Genomic DNA, 17,666 nt, shown 5'->3' with positions numbered 1-17,666 from the left:
AAAGTCCTTCAACAACCATAAAAATACCACAAATGAAAGAAATACTTCAATACCTGTTCAACCATAATACGCTTTCAAAATCAGAAGCGAAGGCTACCATGATTGAGATTGCACAGAATAAATTCAACGCTGCGGAAGTGACTGCTTTTATCAGTGTTTTCCTGATGCGGAATATCACATTGAAAGAGCTGGAAGGTTTCAGAGAAGCATTATTACAGATGGCTGTTCCTGTAAACATCGATGCCAGTGATGCGATTGATATTGTAGGAACCGGAGGTGACGGAAAAGATACCATCAATATATCCACTCTGGCCAGTTTTGTAGTAGCCGGAGCCGGACAGAAGGTAATAAAACATGGAAATTACGGAGCTTCTACCACTACAGGCTCTTCCAATGTACTGGAAGAACTGGGATATCAGTTTAAAAACAGCTCAGAGCAATTGAATGAAGATCTTGAAAGGGCTAACATCTGCTTTTTGCACGCTCCTTATTTTCATCCTGCGCTGCAATCTGTCGGGTTATTAAGAAAATCACTGGGATTAAGAACCTTCTTTAACCTTTTGGGTCCTTTGGTCAATCCGGCAAAGCCCAGATATTCAATGATTGGAGTTTATAATCTGGAAATTGCAAGAATTTATCAGTATCTTCTTCAAAAGGAAGAACGTGAATTTATTCTGGTGCATGGCCTTGACGGATATGATGAAATAAGTCTTACCGGCGACAGCAAAATCATCACCAAAAACGGCGAAGAAATTTATTCTGCAGAAGATTTAGGTTTCAATCCGGTAACGCTGGAAGATATTAAAGCAGGAAACTCCATTCGGGAAACGGCAAAAATATTCATGGATATTCTGGAAGGAAATGGTACAGAACAGCAGAACTCAGTAATCCTTGCCAACGCTTCAGCAGCACTTTACAACACCCATAAATTCGGGACCTACGATAACTGTCTTCTCATGGCTGATGAAAGTCTGCAAAGCGGAAAAGCATTGAATAGTTTTAATCTTTTGATCCAATAAGATTCACCATTCACTTGCAAAGCAAAATTCACTATTGACTATATTACAGACACAAAAAAATGACTATACTGGATAAAATTATTGAACGAAAAAAAGAGGAGGTTGCTGCAGCAAAATCGCGCATTTCCCTTGACCGGTTAAAAGACACCTCTTTTTTTGGAAGACCAACCTATTCATTAAAAGAATCTATCAGCAATAAGAGCGGAATTATTGCTGAGTTTAAGAGACAATCACCTTCAAAAGGGATCATCAATAATAATGTACAGCCTTTGGAAGTAGTTTCTGCTTACGAAAATTCTGGAGCCAGCGGAGTTTCTATCCTGACTGATCATGATTTTTTCGGAGGAGATTTAAATGATATTCTCAGTGTAAGAAATGACATTAATATTCCGATTTTGCGAAAAGATTTTATGATTGATGAATACCAGTTTTACGAAGCTAAAAGCATCGGTGCTGATGTAGTATTACTGATCGCTTCATGTCTTTCACCAGCTCAGGTACAGGAATTTACCGAATTAGCTCACCAACTGAAATTGGAGGTTTTACTGGAAATTCATACAGAAGATGAACTGAAACATTTCAATTCAGAAATTGATTTGGTAGGAATTAATAACAGAAACCTTAAAGATTTTAAAGTGGATCTTCAGCATTCCGTTCAGCTAAAAAACCAGCTTCCAAAAGAAGTTTTATCTGTTGCAGAAAGTGGTATTTACAGCCTTGAAGATTTTCAGTTTTTAAAAGAAAAAGGATTTGACGGTTTCCTGATGGGTGAATATTTCATGAAAAATACAGATCCGGCCAAAGCTTTTGAAGAATTCGCTTCTCAAATTTAAACTCAATAATAATCAACAATGAACCTGCAACCTACAACCAGCAATCTGTTACCTCAACTCAAAGTCTGCGGCCTGACCAAACAGGACCAGATTCAGGAACTGATTTCCACGAATGTAGATTTTCTCGGTTTTATCTTCTACGAAAAGTCACCGAGGTATGTTTTGAATCATCTGAGTCTGGAAGAACTCTCAAGTATTGACCACCAGGGAAAAGTGGGCGTTTTTGTTAATGAAGAAGCAGATATCATTGTAAAGATCGTTCAGTCTGCAGATTTGAATTTTGTACAGCTTCATGGTGATGAAAATAACGATTTTATTGCTGAATTAAGACAAAAGCTGAATCCGGAAGTTGGTATTATTAAAGTCATCAGAATAGGAAACAATGCAGCTGAAAATAAAATTAATATAACGCAGGCTTTTAACTTTCAACCGACAACCTGCAACCTGCAACCTATCACCTACTACCTGTTCGATACTGACAGCAAAGCCTTTGGCGGAACGGGACAACAATTTGACTGGAATATTCTGAATGAACTTGAGATTCCACTGCCTTACTTTCTAAGCGGCGGAATTTCTGAAGATAATATCTGTGATGTAAAAACATTGAAGCAACAGCCTTTCGCTTTGGATATCAATTCAAAGTTTGAAACAGAGCCCGGAAATAAAAATATTGACAGCATAAAAAAGTTTAAAACTTTATATCAGCAAAATAAATAACACATAAAAACACACAAGGATGAATATACATTTGCTCAAAAAGACATTTTACAAAACCTTATTTCCCCCTAAATTCGGGAATGAAAAAATCCAGAATCTGTATCACTTTGTTTCACAGAACGACAGTAATACAGAACATTGGGAAGTGGGTGGATTATTGTCTGATTTCATTTGTATTATTAAAGATTTTGAAGAAACAGATATTCAGTATTTTTTTGAAAGAATCAGCTTATGGAACAGCTATTATCTGGTGATTATTTCAGATAAATTTCTGGAAACTCATGTCAGATCAAGTATAAAATATGACTTAGGATTAATTTATGCCAAAATATTCCTGTTATATGAGGATTCCGATCCTTATTTTCTGATTGACAACCTTGAAATTGCCATTACCATGTATCAGTCGAAAATAGATAAAGCAACCTTAATTGACTTAATGCATAAAATAGAATTATTATATTATAAAAAGCTGATTACCAAACAGCAGTACGATTACCATCTCACATTTATTAATAGTTTGAACCCATGAAATATCACGTAAAAGAAACGAAAGATTTAACAGAAGCCGAAATAAAACACATCCTGGAACTTTGGGATATTTCTGCATGGAACACCATGAAATCATCCTACTTCCGCTCTTTTTTTAAAGACTCGGAATTTCATTTTCTGATGGATACGGATGAAAGCATATTGGCCATTATGAGAGTGAATTTTGATTTCACCTTACAAATAGCAGACACCGGTTATTCCTTTGCGGAAGCCGTAGGGCTTGTTTCTGCTCATAAAAAGAGAGGGTATGGAACCGCTTTGGTGAAACATTTCAAAGAAAATGTTACTCAGAGAAATCTTGAGACAATTGGTTTCTGCCACGCTGATCTTCGTTCCTTTTATGAAAAATGTGACATAGAAATCCTCCATGACAAGGCCAAAATGATCAAAGAAAGTATCGGCCCGGAGTGGGTAAATTCTGAAGATGATGATATTTTGATTTTTCATACCTCGCAGAAAAGAAAAGAGCTGCTCAACCAGCTGAGTGTACAAAACAACGCTTATTTAATGACTAAAGAATAAAAAATGAATTATAAAAACCCCGATGAAAACGGATATTATGGAGAGTTTGGAGGTGCTTTTATCCCCGAAATGCTCTATCCTAATGTAGAAGAACTGCAAAAAAACTATCTTGAAATCATAGAGTCTGAAGATTTTCAGGCCGAGTATCAGGATTTGCTGAAAAACTATGTTGGGCGGGCCACTCCACTCTATTTTGCTAAAAATTTAAGTCAGAAATACAAGACTCAGATCTATTTGAAAAGAGAAGATCTCAACCATACCGGAGCTCACAAAATCAATAATGCTCTGGGCCAGGTTTTATTAGCGAAACGTCTTGGAAAAACCAGGATTATTGCGGAAACCGGAGCCGGACAGCATGGCGTTGCTACCGCTACAGCATGTGCTTTGCTTGGTCTAGAATGCATCGTCTATATGGGAGAAATTGATATCCAGAGACAGGCTCCCAATGTAGCGAGAATGAAAATGCTGGGAGCAGAAGTAGTGGCTGCCACTTCAGGTTCAAAAACCCTGAAAGATGCAGTAAATGAAGCATTAAGAGACTGGATCAACAATCCTGTGACGACTCATTATGTGATTGGAAGTGTAGTGGGACCTCATCCTTTTCCGGATCTTGTAGCACGATTCCAGAGTATTATTTCAAAGGAAATCAAAGAACAGCTGAAAGAGAAAATCGGAAGAGAAAATCCGGATTATGTGATTGCCTGTGTAGGTGGAGGAAGTAATGCAGCAGGGACCTTTTATCATTTCGTAGAGGAAAAAGAGGTGAAAATCATTGCTGCTGAAGCCGGAGGATTGGGAGTGGATTCCGGAAAATCCGCTGCTACTACTTTCCTGGGAACGGTTGGTGTCCTTCACGGAAGCAAAAGTCTTGTGATGCAGACAGCAGACGGCCAGGTTATTGAACCCCACTCTATTTCTGCCGGACTGGATTATCCGGGAATCGGGCCTTTTCATGCGCATTTATTTAAAGAAAAAAGAGCTGAATTCTTTAGCATTAATGATGATGAAGCTTTGAAATGTGCCTTTGAACTCACCAGACTGGAAGGAATTATCCCTGCACTGGAAAGTTCTCACGCACTGGCTGTTCTGGATAAGAAGAAATTTAATGAAAATGATGTTGTGGTCATTTGCCTGAGCGGCCGTGGAGATAAGGATATGGAAACGTATCTTAAAGAAATTAGAAGTTAGATACTGGAAATTAGTAAGTATTACCTAATAACAAGTATTCACCTTCTAACTTCTACCCTCTAATTTCTAACCTCTATAATAAAAAAATGAAAAAACTAAATATATATTTCACAGCAGGAATTCCACAACTGGAAGATACTGCTGATATTATACAACTGATTCAGGATTCCGGGGCTGATATGATCGAAATCGGAATGCCTTATTCTGATCCTGTAGCAGACGGCCCTGTCATTCAGAAAGCTCACGAACTGGCTTTACAAAACGGAATGACCATTGAAAAACTATTGTCACAACTAAAAGCAATCAAAGACAGGATCAAAATCCCAATTATTCTGATGGGTTATATCAATCCGGTACTAAGTTTCGGATTTGAGAAATTCTGTGCAGCATGTTCGGAAAGTGGTGTTTCAGGGCTGATCCTTCCTGATCTTCCTCCTATTGAGTTTGAGAAAAACTATCAGCATATCTTAAAACAATATAATCTTAATTTCACTTTTCTGGTAACTCCGGAAACCTCAGATGAAAGGATGATCTATCTGGATTCATTAAGTTCAGGATTTCTGTATGCCGTAAGTTCTTCTTCCACTACCGGAAATGAAAATGCGGTTTTAAAGAATGAGGACTATCTTTCCAGGCTCGCTGCTCTTCCACTTAAAAATCCGGTGATGATTGGGTTTGGAATTAAATCGAAAGATGACTTCGAAAATGTAACGGAAAAAGCAGATGGCGGTATCATTGGAACAGCCTTTGTGAATATTTTGCTTCAGGATAGAGACTGGAAGAAAAGGGCTATAGATTTTATCCATTCCATAAAAGGGTAAAATTCACTAAATTTGTATATCAAAAATTGAAATGAATACAAATCAAAATAAAGCAGTAGAATTTGAAGATTTAGGAGTCAAAGAATATCAGCCTGCCTGGGATTATCAGGAACAGCTGATGAAAAACATCATTGATACCAAAATAAAAAACAGAGATCTTCCTGCAGAACAGCATAGTATAACTCCCAACCACCTTCTTTTCGTAGAGCATCCTCACGTGTATACGTTAGGAAAAAGCGGACATGAAGAAAATATGCTTGCCGGTATTGATAAGCTGAAAGAAATTGAGGCTACCTTCGTGAAAGTAAACCGCGGCGGTGATATTACCTATCATGGTTACGGACAAGTTGTAGGTTATCCTATTCTGGATCTTGAAAACTTTTTCACGGATATTCATTTATATATGAGAAATCTGGAAGAAGTGATCATCAGAACCATTGCCGAATATGGTATTAAAGGAGAACGCTCTCCGGGAGAGACCGGAGTATGGCTGGATGTGGGAAAACCTTACGCCAGAAAAATGTGTGCCATGGGAGTGAAAGCTTCCCGTTGGGTAACTCTTCACGGCTTTGCATTGAATGTGAATACGGATATGCGTTATTTTGAATACATTATTCCGTGTGGGATCAAAGATAAGCAGGTTACTTCGTTAAAAAGAGAGCTTGAAAGAGAACTGACACCTGAAGAAATGGAAGAACTGAAAGCAAAGATCAGGAAGCATTTCGCAGACGTTTTCCAGGCAGAATTGATTTACAAATAGTCAAGTTTACTTACAATAAAATAAACCCGGGTTCAATCGTTGAAACCGGGCTTTTAGTTTGATGATAATGTTATTTTTCCACAACGTTTGTAATTCCGCAGGATCCATACCTCAAAATCTATTTTAAAATTCTTCTTGCTTTTCAGAATTCTACTATTATTGAGACTTTTTTTAGATTTAATCCGTATTACATAGTTTAGATTCCTACGGAATGAACAAAGTATAAATAGACTTATCTTATTGAAGAACATTTGTATGTCAGGAATAAAATATCCATTCACCTTGTCCATTCCGTAGGAATCCAGATCTCGAAATTCTATTTTAAAATTTTCTATGTTTCAAAATTCTACTATTAAAAACCTAAGGTTTTTTAGTTGTTTTCAATATTATAAAATCAATAAAACAATAGAATAATATATTTTTTCAAAAAAATTCTTGCATATATTTTAATTTTTATTACTTTTAATGTCACAAATAAGTGAACTATCATAATTAAAAAGTTCACTGAAAACTAACCACAAAATATAAAACTATGAAAAAATTTCTGTTATCCATGATGGTATTCGTGACGGTACTGTCAGTGAATTCCTGCTCAGATTCAGCTGCCAACCAGGATCCTAATCTTGTAGCCAAGGAGTCTAATGAAATTGCAATGAAAGATTTCGGTAAAACTGTTCCGGTAGGGATTGAAAAAGAAGATGGAAAATTTAAAATCTCATTTATGGTTACTGCACAGCCGTATGAAATTGCGGACAGTAAAGAGAATGCAGGTTATATTTCCATGATCAGACAGGCTGTTGAAAACGAAACTCCTGTTCATGTTTTCCTTAAAGCCAATACCAATAAAATTGCAAAAGTAGAAAAAGCAACTGCTGATGACATCCGTTATTTCAAATCGGTATTCAACAAAGAAGAAAGAGGAGAAAGTAACAAGGCAGTAAGTGTTATTCCTAATCTTGCTACATTAAACAGTCTTTTTACCCAGATCAAAAACCAGGCTTGTGGAACTTCTACGGCATCTTCACCATGTATCACATTCAGATATCCGGTGGATGGATGCTATGCAAGAGCCCACAAAATGAGACAGATCCTTTTGAATGCAGGCTATGATTGCGAAAAGCAATTCGTGTATGGTAACCTTAGAGCATCTACCGGAACATGCTGCGTTTCATGGGTATATCACGTAGCCATTTTGGTAAGCTTCAAAAATGCATCAGGAATTGTTGAGAAAAGAATCATTGATCCGTCATTATTCTCCAGCGGACCGGTAACCGATTCTGCATGGAGAGCTGCTTGCACCAACACAAGCTGTGGGTCTGCTTCAGTATCTTCTTATGCCAATACTGCAGGAAACGTATACTACAGAAGTCCATCAGGATCTCTGTTATATGATAACAATTATGTAAATACCAACTGTGTATTGAACATATTCTCATCCCTTTCCGGATGTTCTCCTTCCCCTGCACCTAGTGTAGCGAGCTGTGGATTCTAACTAATTTATATAGAGCTCCTGCCGATATTTTGATATATTGCAGGAGCTTTTTACTTAATCCTTTTTATTATGAAAGCCTGGTCCTGTTTACTATTACTTTTTATTATGATTACATCGTGTTCCGGTAATTCCACTCCGCAGAATTTAACCTGGTACAATAATGCCACTATTTCCGATATTACTGAAGATCCGGACAAACCCAATGAAGTGGTGCGTGTCGCTATTGGAATCAGTGCACAGGTTTTTTATCTCTCTAAAAAATCACCGGAATATAAAAGCCTGATGGAAAAAGCAACTCAAAGCTTTAAAAAAGGTAAGGCCTATAATATTGGTATTGAAAATAAAACCAATATCATCAAAGAAATTAAAGAGGCCAAATAATCCGGATTATCTGATCACAGAAATTCCGGCATCCACTTTTATCTCCGCTCCATGGATATAGGACGCTTCTTCTGAAGCCAGAAACAGAACTACACTGGCTATTTCTGAAGGCTCTCCCTGTCTTTTAAAAGGAATTGTCGGAATAATATCATCAATAGCGCTTTCTATCTGCTCTCCGGTTAAACCAGTATTATTAAAAATATTGGTTTTGACATGTCCGGGACTTACTCCATTCACACGGATTCCACGTTCTGTAAGTTCTACAGCAAACGTTTTGATCATTGACTGCACTGCAGATTTTGCTGCAGAATACACCGAAAAATTAGGCATCGCAATCTCTGTTGCCACGGAAGTATTGAAAATAACGGAGCTTCCGCTTTTCATTAATGGCAACACCTGCTGTACCGTAAAAAACGGACCTTTCACCAGCATATTAAATAATTCGTCAAACTGATTTTCATCCACATATTCCACAGGTGCAAATCTTCCATATCCTGCATTGGCAAAAACCAGATCAATATGTTCTGTATATTTTCTGATTTCATGCTGCAGCTTCATAAGGTCTTTCATATTTCCGGCATTGGAAACAATTCCAAAAGCCTTTTCTCCAAGTTTCTCTAAGGCAGTATTCACCGTTTCTTCACTTCTTCCGGTAATGATCACAGATCCTCCTTCTTCAATGAATTTCTGAGCGGTAGCCAAACCCATCCCATTGGTTCCTCCGGTAATTAAAGCGGTTTTGTTTTTAAATCTCTGCATTGTTTTAAGTTTAAAATTCTACGGCAAAGATTGGAATACTACGGTTTTGAAAAAATCCAGTTCTTGTGGAATTGAGTGGAAAGGCAAAAAGTTCATCAATGATTGTTATCAATAAAATCATTCAAAATTAAATTGCGAACAATTAAATTGGTTATATATTTGTATCGTTAATTGAGTCAGTTCAAAACTGACATTTAATCATCAATAAGGAGTTTAATTTAAAACAAAAAGAAAAATGTCATTAATAGAAAATCTAAACTGGAGACATGCTGTAAAAGCTTATGATCCGACCAAAAAAGTATCACAGGAAGACCTTAATACGATTTTAGAATCAGCAAGACTGGCTCCTACTTCATCGGGCTTACAGCCGTTCAGAATTATTGTAGTGGAAAACCAGGAACTGAAAGAAAAAATGGTGGCGGGTGCATTAAACCCTGAAGTAATGAGAGATTCTTCTCACGTTTTGGTCTTTGCAGCATGGGACAGTTATTCTAATGAAAAAATTGACAAAGTTTACGATTATCATACGGATGTAAGGGATCTTCCAAGAGGCCGCTTCGGAAGCTATACCGATAAAATTAAAGAAATATACGGTGCGCAGACTCCTGAAGAGCATTTTGCCCACACTGCCCGCCAGACTTATATTGCCTTAGGAATTGCACTTGCACAGGCTGCAGAACTTAAAATCGACAGTACTCCGGCAGAAGGATTCAGCAATGAGGTGGTAGATGAAGTACTGGGATTAAAAGAATTAGGACTGAAAAGTGTAAGTCTTTTGTATCTTGGATACCGTGATGAAGCTAATGACTGGCTTTCTACTATGAAAAAAGTCAGAATTCCAATGGATGAATTTATCATAAAAAAGTAATACCTTCATCGAATCTTTCGTACTCAAAAATTATGGAAAATCCGAAAACACCCAAACTGGAAAACCAGATTTGCTTCCCGTTATATGTCATTGCCAAAGAGATTACAGGGCTTTACCGTCCTTTTCTTGATGAACTGGGCATTACCTATCCGCAATATCTTGTGATGATGATATTATGGGACGGTGACGGACTTACGGTAACCCATATCGGAGAAAAACTGTTTCTGGACAGTGGTACTTTGACCCCTCTTCTTAAAAGGCTGGAGTCTAAAGGATTTATTATCCGAAAAAGAAAAAAAGAGGACGAAAGAGTGGTTGAAGTATTTTTAGACGAAGCAGGAAAACAGCTTCAGCAGAAGGCATGTGAAATTCCGGGAAAAATTCAGGAAAAACTGGGAATACAACCGGAAGAGCTGTTGCATCTTAAAGACACCGTCTTAAAAATCTTAAACAAAATAGAAAATAAATGAAAACGTTATATACAACTCAGGTCACTGCTCAAGGAGGAAGAAACGGACATGTGAAGAGTGAAAACGGAGTGCTGGATCTTGATGTAAGAATGCCGAAAGCTTTAGGAGGAGCCAATGATGATTTTGCCAATCCTGAAATGCTTTTTGCAGCGGGATATTCTGCCTGTTTCGACAGCGCACTGAACAGAGTGATCAGTCTTTCTAAAGTAAAAACAGGTGAAACAACAGTGACTGCTCAGGTGAGCATAGGCCAGCTTGAGAATGGAGGCTTCGGACTGGCAGCAGAACTGGATGTGAACATCCCTGGAGTTTCTATTGAGGAAGCACAGGCTTTGACAGAAAAAGCACACCAGATCTGTCCTTATTCTAATGCGACCAGAAATAATATGGAGGTGAAACTATCAGTCACCAACAACGATTAATCCAATTTTTTTAAGCATAGTTATAACGAAAGGAGCTGTTTCCATGGAAACAGCTCCTTTTTATTTTTTTATTTTCCCGCTGATTTCAATGATGGCGCAGATCATTGAGGATATTTTTTATATATATAGTGTTTATGAATGTCATTCGTCATTTATAACTCAATATGATATTAAAATAGAGTAATTTTGTGTCATGGAAATCATTATAGATATTGTATGCCAGGTGTATGCAGGGCAAAAATCAAGAAAGACGATTGATCTTGTTTTGAACACATTCCTTCCCGGATATGAAAAATTAAATCTCGATTATACTTTCCCAAGGCACGACAAAGATTATATTTTTAAAACAGAAGACGAAATGATTGGTTATTTCATCGAAAGCCCTGCCCTTGACCAAACTTTTTACTGGAATAAATATCATGATAATCCGGACAAAATAATGGTGGGTGCCAATATTACAGATGACGATAGGCTTATTATGAGCTTAACAATGGACACTACGGAAGAGAAAAGAGATATGTACTTCAATAAACTAAAAGAAGTTTTACAATCAGATATCGGGGTAATTACCTATGTATATCCCGCAGGTTATGAAGATGGAGAAGATTTCATTGTAAAATATGGTTAGAAACATACATTTACTTAGCCTTATAACAACTTCTCATCATTCATCATTCATCATTCATTATTTATAATTCATCATTACCTTCTGTCTTTATTTACATCACTTTTTTGATAGGCATCTACTTTTTTATAGGAATCATTTTTCTCTTTTTCCTTTTTATCGGAAATCAGGATGCCGAAAAGGTGGTCGATTTCATGCTGGAAAATCACCGCAGTAAAACCTTCTACGATTTCTGAATATTTCTGTCCTTTCAAATCCACATATTCCAGTTGGATAACTTTGCTTCTGTAAAACTGATCTCTGAAATCAGGAATAGATAAATCACCTTCGGGGCCAAGATTCTGCAGATCGGAACGCCATACAATGACCGGGTTAATAAAATATTCCAGCGGTGTACCTTCCTTATCAAAACGCTGTACCCAAATGATCTTTCTGTTGATTCCCACCTGAGGAGCAGCAATGCCTACTCCACCATCTGTTGAAAGAAGAGATTCTTTCATCCTTTTTACCAGAACAGCGGTGTTAGGATCAAGAGGATCAGCTTCTGAAGAAATGTTCAGCAGGGTTTGGTGCTGATTATTATCTGTCGTCTGATAGATGGGTAACGCCGTGTTTACATCTCCCTGATTGATGATTGAAACTTCACTGGAGGTGAGTTTCTGAGCATTAAAAAATCCGGTAAAAAAGATCAGCAGGATAGGGATTTTTTTCATATGTTTTTGAATCTGATACAAAGGTAAATATTGTGGTGTAAAAATAATTTATTTAGCAATGAATTTTAAGTTTTGGCTAAAGCCGTTGCCTCTTGTAATTAAAAATGGCCGGGCTTAAGCCCGACCCTATTGAATATTTTTCTCTCAGAAATACGAAAGTTTAAAAAGTCTTTGTCATATCCGCAGGAATCATCAGATTGAAATCTGTTGGGATATAATCTTTAGCAGGTACTTTCAGTTCAGGATCGTCGGATTCAAAAACGGAGATAACTGCCATTTTCAGGTTTGGATTCTTCTGTTTGATATACCAATAGATTCCTCCGAATTCTTTGCTGTGATAGTTACCGTTGTAGTGGATAAAGGTCTTTTCGGCCTGATAATTTTTCAGGATAGATTCAGCCATCGTAGCGTCTTTTACAGCCTGAGCTGAAATGAAATTCATCACTTTGGTTCCTTCTGCATGATCTCCCATCATCTTTTTCATTTCCGGATATCCTGGAGTGTCTAACGTTACTTTAATCGGCAGCTGGGCAATGTAGGTTTTCTCTTTTTCGCTTAATTTATTCAAGGATTCAAGACCTTCTTTGGCGGTTTGAGAGGCATATCTTCTTGGAATATTGGTAGCAACAAAATTTAGCTTCTTATCCTTAGCAAAATCTACCAAAGGCTTGTAATCGGTTGCATAATTGTTCCACAAACGGGCAGAATCTTTTAATGTTTTTGCATCAAATTTTCCGTTTAAATATTGATCCAGCTGAGCCTGATTATCTCTCTCAAACATCTCTGCTCCCAGAATAAGCTGTCCGTTCTTTTTTGCAAACAAAGCTTCCGTAATCTTCAGCTGAAGCCAGTGATTGATAGAACAGTTATGATTTTCGCCAAAAAAGACCACATCATAATCCGCCAGTTCTTTTACCAGCTTTTCTGTCTTTACTTCTTTTCCTTTTTTATCGTAAAACTGATATGCTTTTAAATCCTGTGCCTTCAATGCACAGAAACCAGCCAGCAGTATCGCTATGAAAATATTTTTCATTTTTTTATATTTAGTCACAAATTACACAAATATTCATGCATTTGCAGATTGTTTCAATAAAAAAGACCGCTTTGAATTTTACAAACAAAACGGTCTCATTCAAATCATCTAATTATTATTTCTCTAAAGCTGCTACAAGGTCCTTCCACTCCTGAAGCTCAGGAATTCCAGGTTTTCTTTTTCCAAAGAACTGAACGATAAAGTCTCCTTCTTTGTTGAATACTTCGATAGCGGTTACTTCTCCGTCTTCAGTCGGTTTTTTCACGATCCACGCTTCTGCAATTTTCGTTACGTCAAGATGTAAGTTGAAATCAGGATCCATTACATTGAACCATTGCTGGTGCCAAAGTGTTTTCTTCACATTTCCTGTGTGGATCTGGATAATCCCTCTGTTTCCAACGAAAACCATGATTGGAACGTTCTTTTCAGAAGCATCTTCAAGGATATTCACCACTTTCGCATTATCAATTTTCTTAGCAAATCCTTCCGGAGCCAATCTTAATGCCTGCGTTCTGCTTACTCCATATTTTCTGGTCATCATGAAGAAATCATGAGTATCTTTCAATTCTGTCCAGGCTTTTTTAAAGCCTTCTACATCAATGTCTGAATCTGCTTTTTCAGCCTGTTTTGGAACGATTGCTTCAAAAGCCAATGCCTGATTCTGATCTTCTGCTCTGAATTTTTCTACGATCGCATCGAAAGCAGCATCATTACTGTCTTTTGTCAAATAAATCTTGTGAAGTGCCAGTCCGTCTTTTCCGAAAAACTGAAGGCTTTTCTTCTCTCCTTCCAGTACTGCAAAAGCAAATTTCCAGTGGTTAAGGAAAATTCTGAGATCGATATCTTCACCCACAAAAAGCTGTGCATGAGGACTGCTGAAATCTCCGTTCAGGTAAGTCCCTTTTCTTTCATGAACACATTCATCATTACGGGTAAGCGCCATTACTTTTCCCAACTGCTCAGCTTCTGTAAGGATTCCCTGGAAATCCGGGTTCAGGACAGTAACGCCTTCTCCTATGCTTGTTGCCAACAATTCTGCCTCACTTACTTCTAACTGTGCTGCTGCATTTCTTATTCTGATATGTGGATTTTCTGCTTTCAGAGCTTCCCATTTTTCCTTTAAATCATTAACTAATGTGCTCATTACTTTACTTTTTTATGGTTAAAATTGTATAAATTCTTCGTATGGTTTCGTTTCCTGTTTTACTTTTTATTTCTTCTTCTCTTTCAGAAGTTTTCATTCTCTTAAAGCGGCTTTTAGAAATCATTTCTTCCATTTCACTGTTGCTGTACAGAGTGAAATCGTACTCTGTAAATGGAAGCTTTTCCATGAATTCTTTTTGTCCGAATGTAAGAACAAATGTTCCGTCATCTTTTAAAACCCTATAGATTTCGTTTAAGAATTCCACGGGATTTTCCCAGAAGTATACGGTATTGACTGTAAATATTTTATCAAAAGTTTCATCTTTGAAAGGAAGCTTCTTCCCTTCGTATAAAACAAATTCCGTCTGGCTTTCAAATTCTTTATTGAGCCTTTTGGCTTCATTGTACATGGTTTCAGAAATGTCAATCCCTGTGTATTTCAGGTTTTTGGCAAGGCTCATGATACTTTTCAGGTGTGCGGCATTCCCGTGTCCTATTTCAAGGATTTGCTGGCCGTCATCAATCACAAGTGTTTTGATACTTTCTAACGTCATGCTGATGTTAGTGGCATTCATCATTTCACCAATCTCAATGCCTTTTTCACCCTGAGGATTGGCAAGATTCTGTGCAAGGATTTTGAGTTCTTCTTTTTCCATGGTTATCCAAAAATGATCATTGGGTTATTCGTAATAGGGTGTCCGCAGATGGTACAGGGGAAGTTATAGGCATTGCTGATATTTTCTTCAGTAAAAACTTCCTGTGGGGTTCCATAGGCAGAGACTTGTCCTGATTTCATTAATAAAATCTTATCTGCAAACTGTGCAGCAAGGTTCAAATCATGCAAAACAACAATAGCACTGTTGGCTTTTTTGGTGAAATTTTTGATAATTTCCAATGCTTTGTACTGATGTTTTATATCTAAATTATTCAATGGTTCGTCCAGAAAAACCAGTTTATGGGCAATTTCATTTTCAAGCTGAGCCATTACTCTTGATAGATGTACACGCTGTTTTTCTCCTCCTGAAAGGGTGTTGTATTCTCTTTCTTTGAGATGAAAAATATCGGTTTCGTACATCATATTATTCATCGCCTCAAGATCTTCTTTTCCGGGCTGGGCATCAAAATAAGGATACCTTCCCATCATGATCACATCCTTCACTTCAAGCGGAATATCATTGCTGTTATGCTGCGAGAACTTGGCTTTGTGTTTTGAAAGTTCCCGGATATTCCATTCTCTGATGGGTTTATCTTTAAACAGAACCTTGTTATGGCCGGACTTCACTTCATCTGCCAATACACTCAAAAGACTTGACTTCCCTGCTCCGTTCGGTCCCACAATGGCCAGAAATTCGCCGTATTCCAGAGATACATCTACCCCGTCCAGAATCCGGAATTCTTTATGTTGATAATTAATCTGATGTGCCTTGATCATTACAGTGATTTTTTAAATTTAACCAAAATAGCGATAAAAATAGGTCCTCCCATTAAGGCTGTTAAAATCCCTATCGGCAGTTCTGACGGTGCCACAATACTTCTGCTGAAGGTATCTGCCGTTAATAACAAAATGCTTCCGCACATTGCCGATAATGGCAAAATAAAAACATAATTGGATTTGAATAAAAGCCTTAAAATATAAGGTACAATAAGCCCTACAAAACCAATTGTTCCTGAAAATGCCACGCAGGTTCCCACCATTAATGCCACGGTGATGATGATCTGTTTTTTCAGTCTTTCCACATTGATCCCCAGATGCTGTGCATCTTTTTCTCCCAGCATCATTGCATTTAAGGCTTTTCCTTTGGGTAATAAAATGATGTAGGCGATGGTGATCACAATGGCGAGAATGATATTCTTCGTCCATGTTGCTGCGGCCAGGCTTCCCAGGTTCCAGAAAGTAAGATCTCTGAGCTGTTCATCTTTTGAGATATAGATCAAAAATCCGGTTATCGAAAACCCGATAGCCGTTATGGCAACTCCGGTAAGCAGCATCATCACTACATTGGTTTTCCCTCCGCTTGTTGAAATTCTGTAGACCAGCATCATGGATAAAAAAGAACCGATAAAAGCGGCTATTCCTACCAGTGAAAATTGTACAGCTTCAGGAAGATATTCTTTGAAATGTCCTCCTAAAACAATCGCAATGGCTGCCAGCAATGTTGCTCCTGATGTAAGTCCTATTAAATCGCCGGTTGCCAGAGGATTCTTGAAAAGTCCCTGAAGACTTGTTCCTGAAACCGACAACATACTTCCTATTAAAATGGCCATGATAATTCTGGCGGCTCTTACGTCCCAGATCACATATTTATCACTGAGTGACAAACCGGAATCTCCTTTTATAAATTGCCACAGAGCCCTGAACGGAGAGTTTTCTCCGAAATCATAGACTCCTGTATTAAGTGACAGCACTGCTATAATGACAAGCAGTACCGCACTTATAACAAGATAAAAGTATAGTTTACTTGGTGCTTTCAATTAAAAGTTTGTTTAATCCTACTGCTGCTTCTCCTACTCTTGGTCCAAAACCCGATACCAAACCTCCGTCCATTGCAATGATTTTCTTGTTTTTACCTGCATTAGTCTGAGATACTCCCGGCATTTTTAGCGCACCTTCGTTTCCTCCTGCTCCCTGTAAACCGGTTTCAAAGAAGAATAATACATCAGGATTAGCTTTTACAACGGCTTCCGGTGTCAATGGTTTGAAATCTTCAAAATCAGTCACTGCATTTTCTCCTCCTGCAAGAGTGATCAATGAAGCCATTGGGGTATTTTTACCACTCACCATCAGCATATTTCCTCTTGCGTAGATGAACAATACCTTGGGCTTTTTAGCAATAGGCTGTACTTGCTTTAAGTCAGCATCAATTTTATCGTTTAGTTTCTGATAATCTGTATTTCCGATCGCTTTTGCTACCTGTTCGATCAGTTTTTTAGTTCCTTCAACCGTATATTCCTGTTTAAAAACTTCGGTTTGAATCCCTGAGGATTTGATTTTCCCCATTAATTCCGGGTTGATATCTTTATCAGAAGCAAGAATCAATGTTGGGTTTACAGCCATGATCGGTTCAATTGTAATTGATCTCATGTGTCCTAAATCTTTCGCTGTAGCTTTTAATGAGGCAGGATAGGTACTGGTAACATCAGTTCCCACTATTTCTTTCTCGTGGCCTAAAGCAGCTACGATTTCAGTAATTCCTCCGTTTAATGTTACTATTTTATTGTTGGTTTTGGGTGCTTCTGAAATGGCTTCTGTTGTATTTTCTTTTGCTCCTGTCTCTGCTTTTTTGCAAGAATATACTGCTACAAGAACAGAAGCTGCAAGGATGAATTTTTTCATGATATACTATTATTTGA

General features: G+C 37.7%; 22 protein-coding genes. 14 read left to right on the top strand and 8 right to left on the bottom strand.

The window, feature by feature from the left end:
- Positions 1-32 precede the first annotated feature (32 nt).
- The 10 genes from trpD to ACLI50_RS09935 all read left to right on the top strand — a co-directional run bounded on the left by trpD (position 33) and on the right by ACLI50_RS09935 (position 8,282).
- The gene (gene trpD, locus ACLI50_RS09980; protein WP_202844080.1) at positions 33-1,019 is read left to right on the top strand and encodes an anthranilate phosphoribosyltransferase; all 987 of its coding nucleotides are present in this window, start codon (positions 33-35) and stop codon (positions 1,017-1,019) included.
- A gap of 59 nt (positions 1,020-1,078) precedes the next feature.
- A complete protein-coding gene (gene trpC / locus ACLI50_RS09975; RefSeq protein ID WP_411413673.1) occupies positions 1,079-1,852 on the top strand; it encodes an indole-3-glycerol phosphate synthase TrpC in 774 nt (257 codons plus the stop codon).
- An 18-nt stretch (positions 1,853-1,870) separates the two neighbouring features.
- Positions 1,871-2,569, top strand: a complete 699-nt coding sequence (locus ACLI50_RS09970; RefSeq protein ID WP_411413672.1) for a phosphoribosylanthranilate isomerase — start codon at positions 1,871-1,873, stop codon at positions 2,567-2,569.
- Positions 2,570-2,588: 19 nt separating this feature from the next.
- Positions 2,589-3,098: a hypothetical protein gene (locus tag ACLI50_RS09965; protein WP_411413671.1), complete on the top strand. Its 510-nt coding sequence runs from the start codon at positions 2,589-2,591 to the stop codon at positions 3,096-3,098.
- Positions 3,095-3,640, top strand: coding sequence for a GNAT family N-acetyltransferase (locus ACLI50_RS09960; protein ID WP_202844094.1), 546 nt, complete (start codon positions 3,095-3,097; stop codon positions 3,638-3,640). The genes ACLI50_RS09965 and ACLI50_RS09960 overlap by 4 nt, the downstream gene beginning before the upstream one ends.
- Positions 3,641-3,643: 3 nt before the next feature.
- Entirely contained in the window at positions 3,644-4,828 is a 1,185-nt protein-coding gene (gene trpB / locus ACLI50_RS09955) for a tryptophan synthase subunit beta (RefSeq protein WP_411413670.1), read from the top strand.
- 62 nt (positions 4,829-4,890) lie between these two features.
- Positions 4,891-5,649, top strand: coding sequence for a tryptophan synthase subunit alpha (trpA, locus tag ACLI50_RS09950; RefSeq protein WP_262896836.1), 759 nt, complete (start codon positions 4,891-4,893; stop codon positions 5,647-5,649).
- Between the two features lie 31 nt (positions 5,650-5,680).
- Positions 5,681-6,409 (top strand): lipoyl(octanoyl) transferase LipB, encoded by a 729-nt coding sequence (gene lipB, locus ACLI50_RS09945; RefSeq protein ID WP_346563670.1) that lies wholly within the window; start codon positions 5,681-5,683, stop codon positions 6,407-6,409.
- 532 nt (positions 6,410-6,941) lie between these two features.
- A complete protein-coding gene (locus ACLI50_RS09940) occupies positions 6,942-7,901 on the top strand; it encodes a protein-glutamine glutaminase (RefSeq protein WP_110009435.1) in 960 nt (319 codons plus the stop codon).
- Positions 7,902-8,006: 105 nt separating this feature from the next.
- Positions 8,007-8,282, top strand: coding sequence for a hypothetical protein (locus ACLI50_RS09935; RefSeq protein ID WP_227943946.1), 276 nt, complete (start codon positions 8,007-8,009; stop codon positions 8,280-8,282).
- 6 nt (positions 8,283-8,288) lie between these two features.
- Here ACLI50_RS09935 and ACLI50_RS09930 read toward each other — a convergent pair whose 3' ends face one another.
- Entirely contained in the window at positions 8,289-9,041 is a 753-nt protein-coding gene (locus ACLI50_RS09930) for an SDR family oxidoreductase (RefSeq protein WP_411413669.1), read from the bottom strand.
- Between the two features lie 235 nt (positions 9,042-9,276).
- On the opposite strand from ACLI50_RS09930, the gene ACLI50_RS09925 reads away from it, so the two are divergent.
- The 4 genes from ACLI50_RS09925 to ACLI50_RS09910 all read left to right on the top strand — a co-directional run bounded on the left by ACLI50_RS09925 (position 9,277) and on the right by ACLI50_RS09910 (position 11,429).
- On the top strand, positions 9,277-9,909 hold the full coding sequence (locus ACLI50_RS09925; RefSeq protein ID WP_062670959.1) for an NAD(P)H-dependent oxidoreductase: 633 nt from the start codon (positions 9,277-9,279) through the stop codon (positions 9,907-9,909).
- Between the two features lie 32 nt (positions 9,910-9,941).
- On the top strand, positions 9,942-10,379 hold the full coding sequence (locus ACLI50_RS09920) for a MarR family winged helix-turn-helix transcriptional regulator (protein WP_062670961.1): 438 nt from the start codon (positions 9,942-9,944) through the stop codon (positions 10,377-10,379).
- A complete protein-coding gene (locus tag ACLI50_RS09915; protein WP_062670963.1) occupies positions 10,376-10,801 on the top strand; it encodes an organic hydroperoxide resistance protein in 426 nt (141 codons plus the stop codon). The genes ACLI50_RS09920 and ACLI50_RS09915 overlap by 4 nt, the downstream gene beginning before the upstream one ends.
- Positions 10,802-10,994: 193 nt before the next feature.
- Positions 10,995-11,429 carry a hypothetical protein gene (locus ACLI50_RS09910; RefSeq protein ID WP_311229165.1) on the top strand — a complete coding sequence of 145 codons (435 nt, stop codon included), beginning with the start codon at positions 10,995-10,997 and terminating at the stop codon, positions 11,427-11,429.
- Between the two features lie 74 nt (positions 11,430-11,503).
- Here the strand turns inward: ACLI50_RS09910 and ACLI50_RS09905 are convergent, their stop codons facing one another.
- From ACLI50_RS09905 to ACLI50_RS09875, 7 genes are all read right to left on the bottom strand, one after another.
- Positions 11,504-12,139, bottom strand: a complete 636-nt coding sequence (locus ACLI50_RS09905; RefSeq protein ID WP_062670967.1) for a peptide deformylase — start codon at positions 12,137-12,139, stop codon at positions 11,504-11,506.
- Positions 12,140-12,299: 160 nt separating this feature from the next.
- Complete coding sequence (locus ACLI50_RS09900; RefSeq protein ID WP_411413668.1) at positions 12,300-13,172, bottom strand: ChaN family lipoprotein; 873 nt, start codon at positions 13,170-13,172, stop codon at positions 12,300-12,302.
- A gap of 115 nt (positions 13,173-13,287) precedes the next feature.
- Positions 13,288-14,316 carry a hemin-degrading factor gene (locus ACLI50_RS09895; RefSeq protein WP_411413667.1) on the bottom strand — a complete coding sequence of 343 codons (1,029 nt, stop codon included), beginning with the start codon at positions 14,314-14,316 and terminating at the stop codon, positions 13,288-13,290.
- A 4-nt stretch (positions 14,317-14,320) separates the two neighbouring features.
- Entirely contained in the window at positions 14,321-14,971 is a 651-nt protein-coding gene (locus ACLI50_RS09890) for a class I SAM-dependent methyltransferase (RefSeq protein WP_343640270.1), read from the bottom strand.
- Positions 14,972-14,973: 2 nt separating this feature from the next.
- Complete coding sequence (locus tag ACLI50_RS09885) at positions 14,974-15,747, bottom strand: heme ABC transporter ATP-binding protein (RefSeq protein ID WP_411413666.1); 774 nt, start codon at positions 15,745-15,747, stop codon at positions 14,974-14,976.
- Complete coding sequence (locus ACLI50_RS09880) at positions 15,747-16,787, bottom strand: FecCD family ABC transporter permease (RefSeq protein WP_411413665.1); 1,041 nt, start codon at positions 16,785-16,787, stop codon at positions 15,747-15,749. Before ACLI50_RS09880 ends, ACLI50_RS09885 begins: the two co-directional genes overlap by 1 nt.
- The gene (locus ACLI50_RS09875) at positions 16,771-17,649 is read right to left on the bottom strand and encodes a heme/hemin ABC transporter substrate-binding protein (RefSeq protein WP_411413664.1); all 879 of its coding nucleotides are present in this window, start codon (positions 17,647-17,649) and stop codon (positions 16,771-16,773) included. Before ACLI50_RS09875 ends, ACLI50_RS09880 begins: the two co-directional genes overlap by 17 nt.
- Positions 17,650-17,666: the final 17 nt, after the last annotated feature.

This window comes from Chryseobacterium cupriresistens, from assembly GCF_046614675.1.
Taxonomy (GTDB): Bacteria; Bacteroidota; Bacteroidia; order Flavobacteriales; family Weeksellaceae; genus Chryseobacterium; species Chryseobacterium cupriresistens.
Note: the sequence above shows the minus strand (reverse complement) of the source record. Positions and strands in the feature narration are given on the sequence as shown.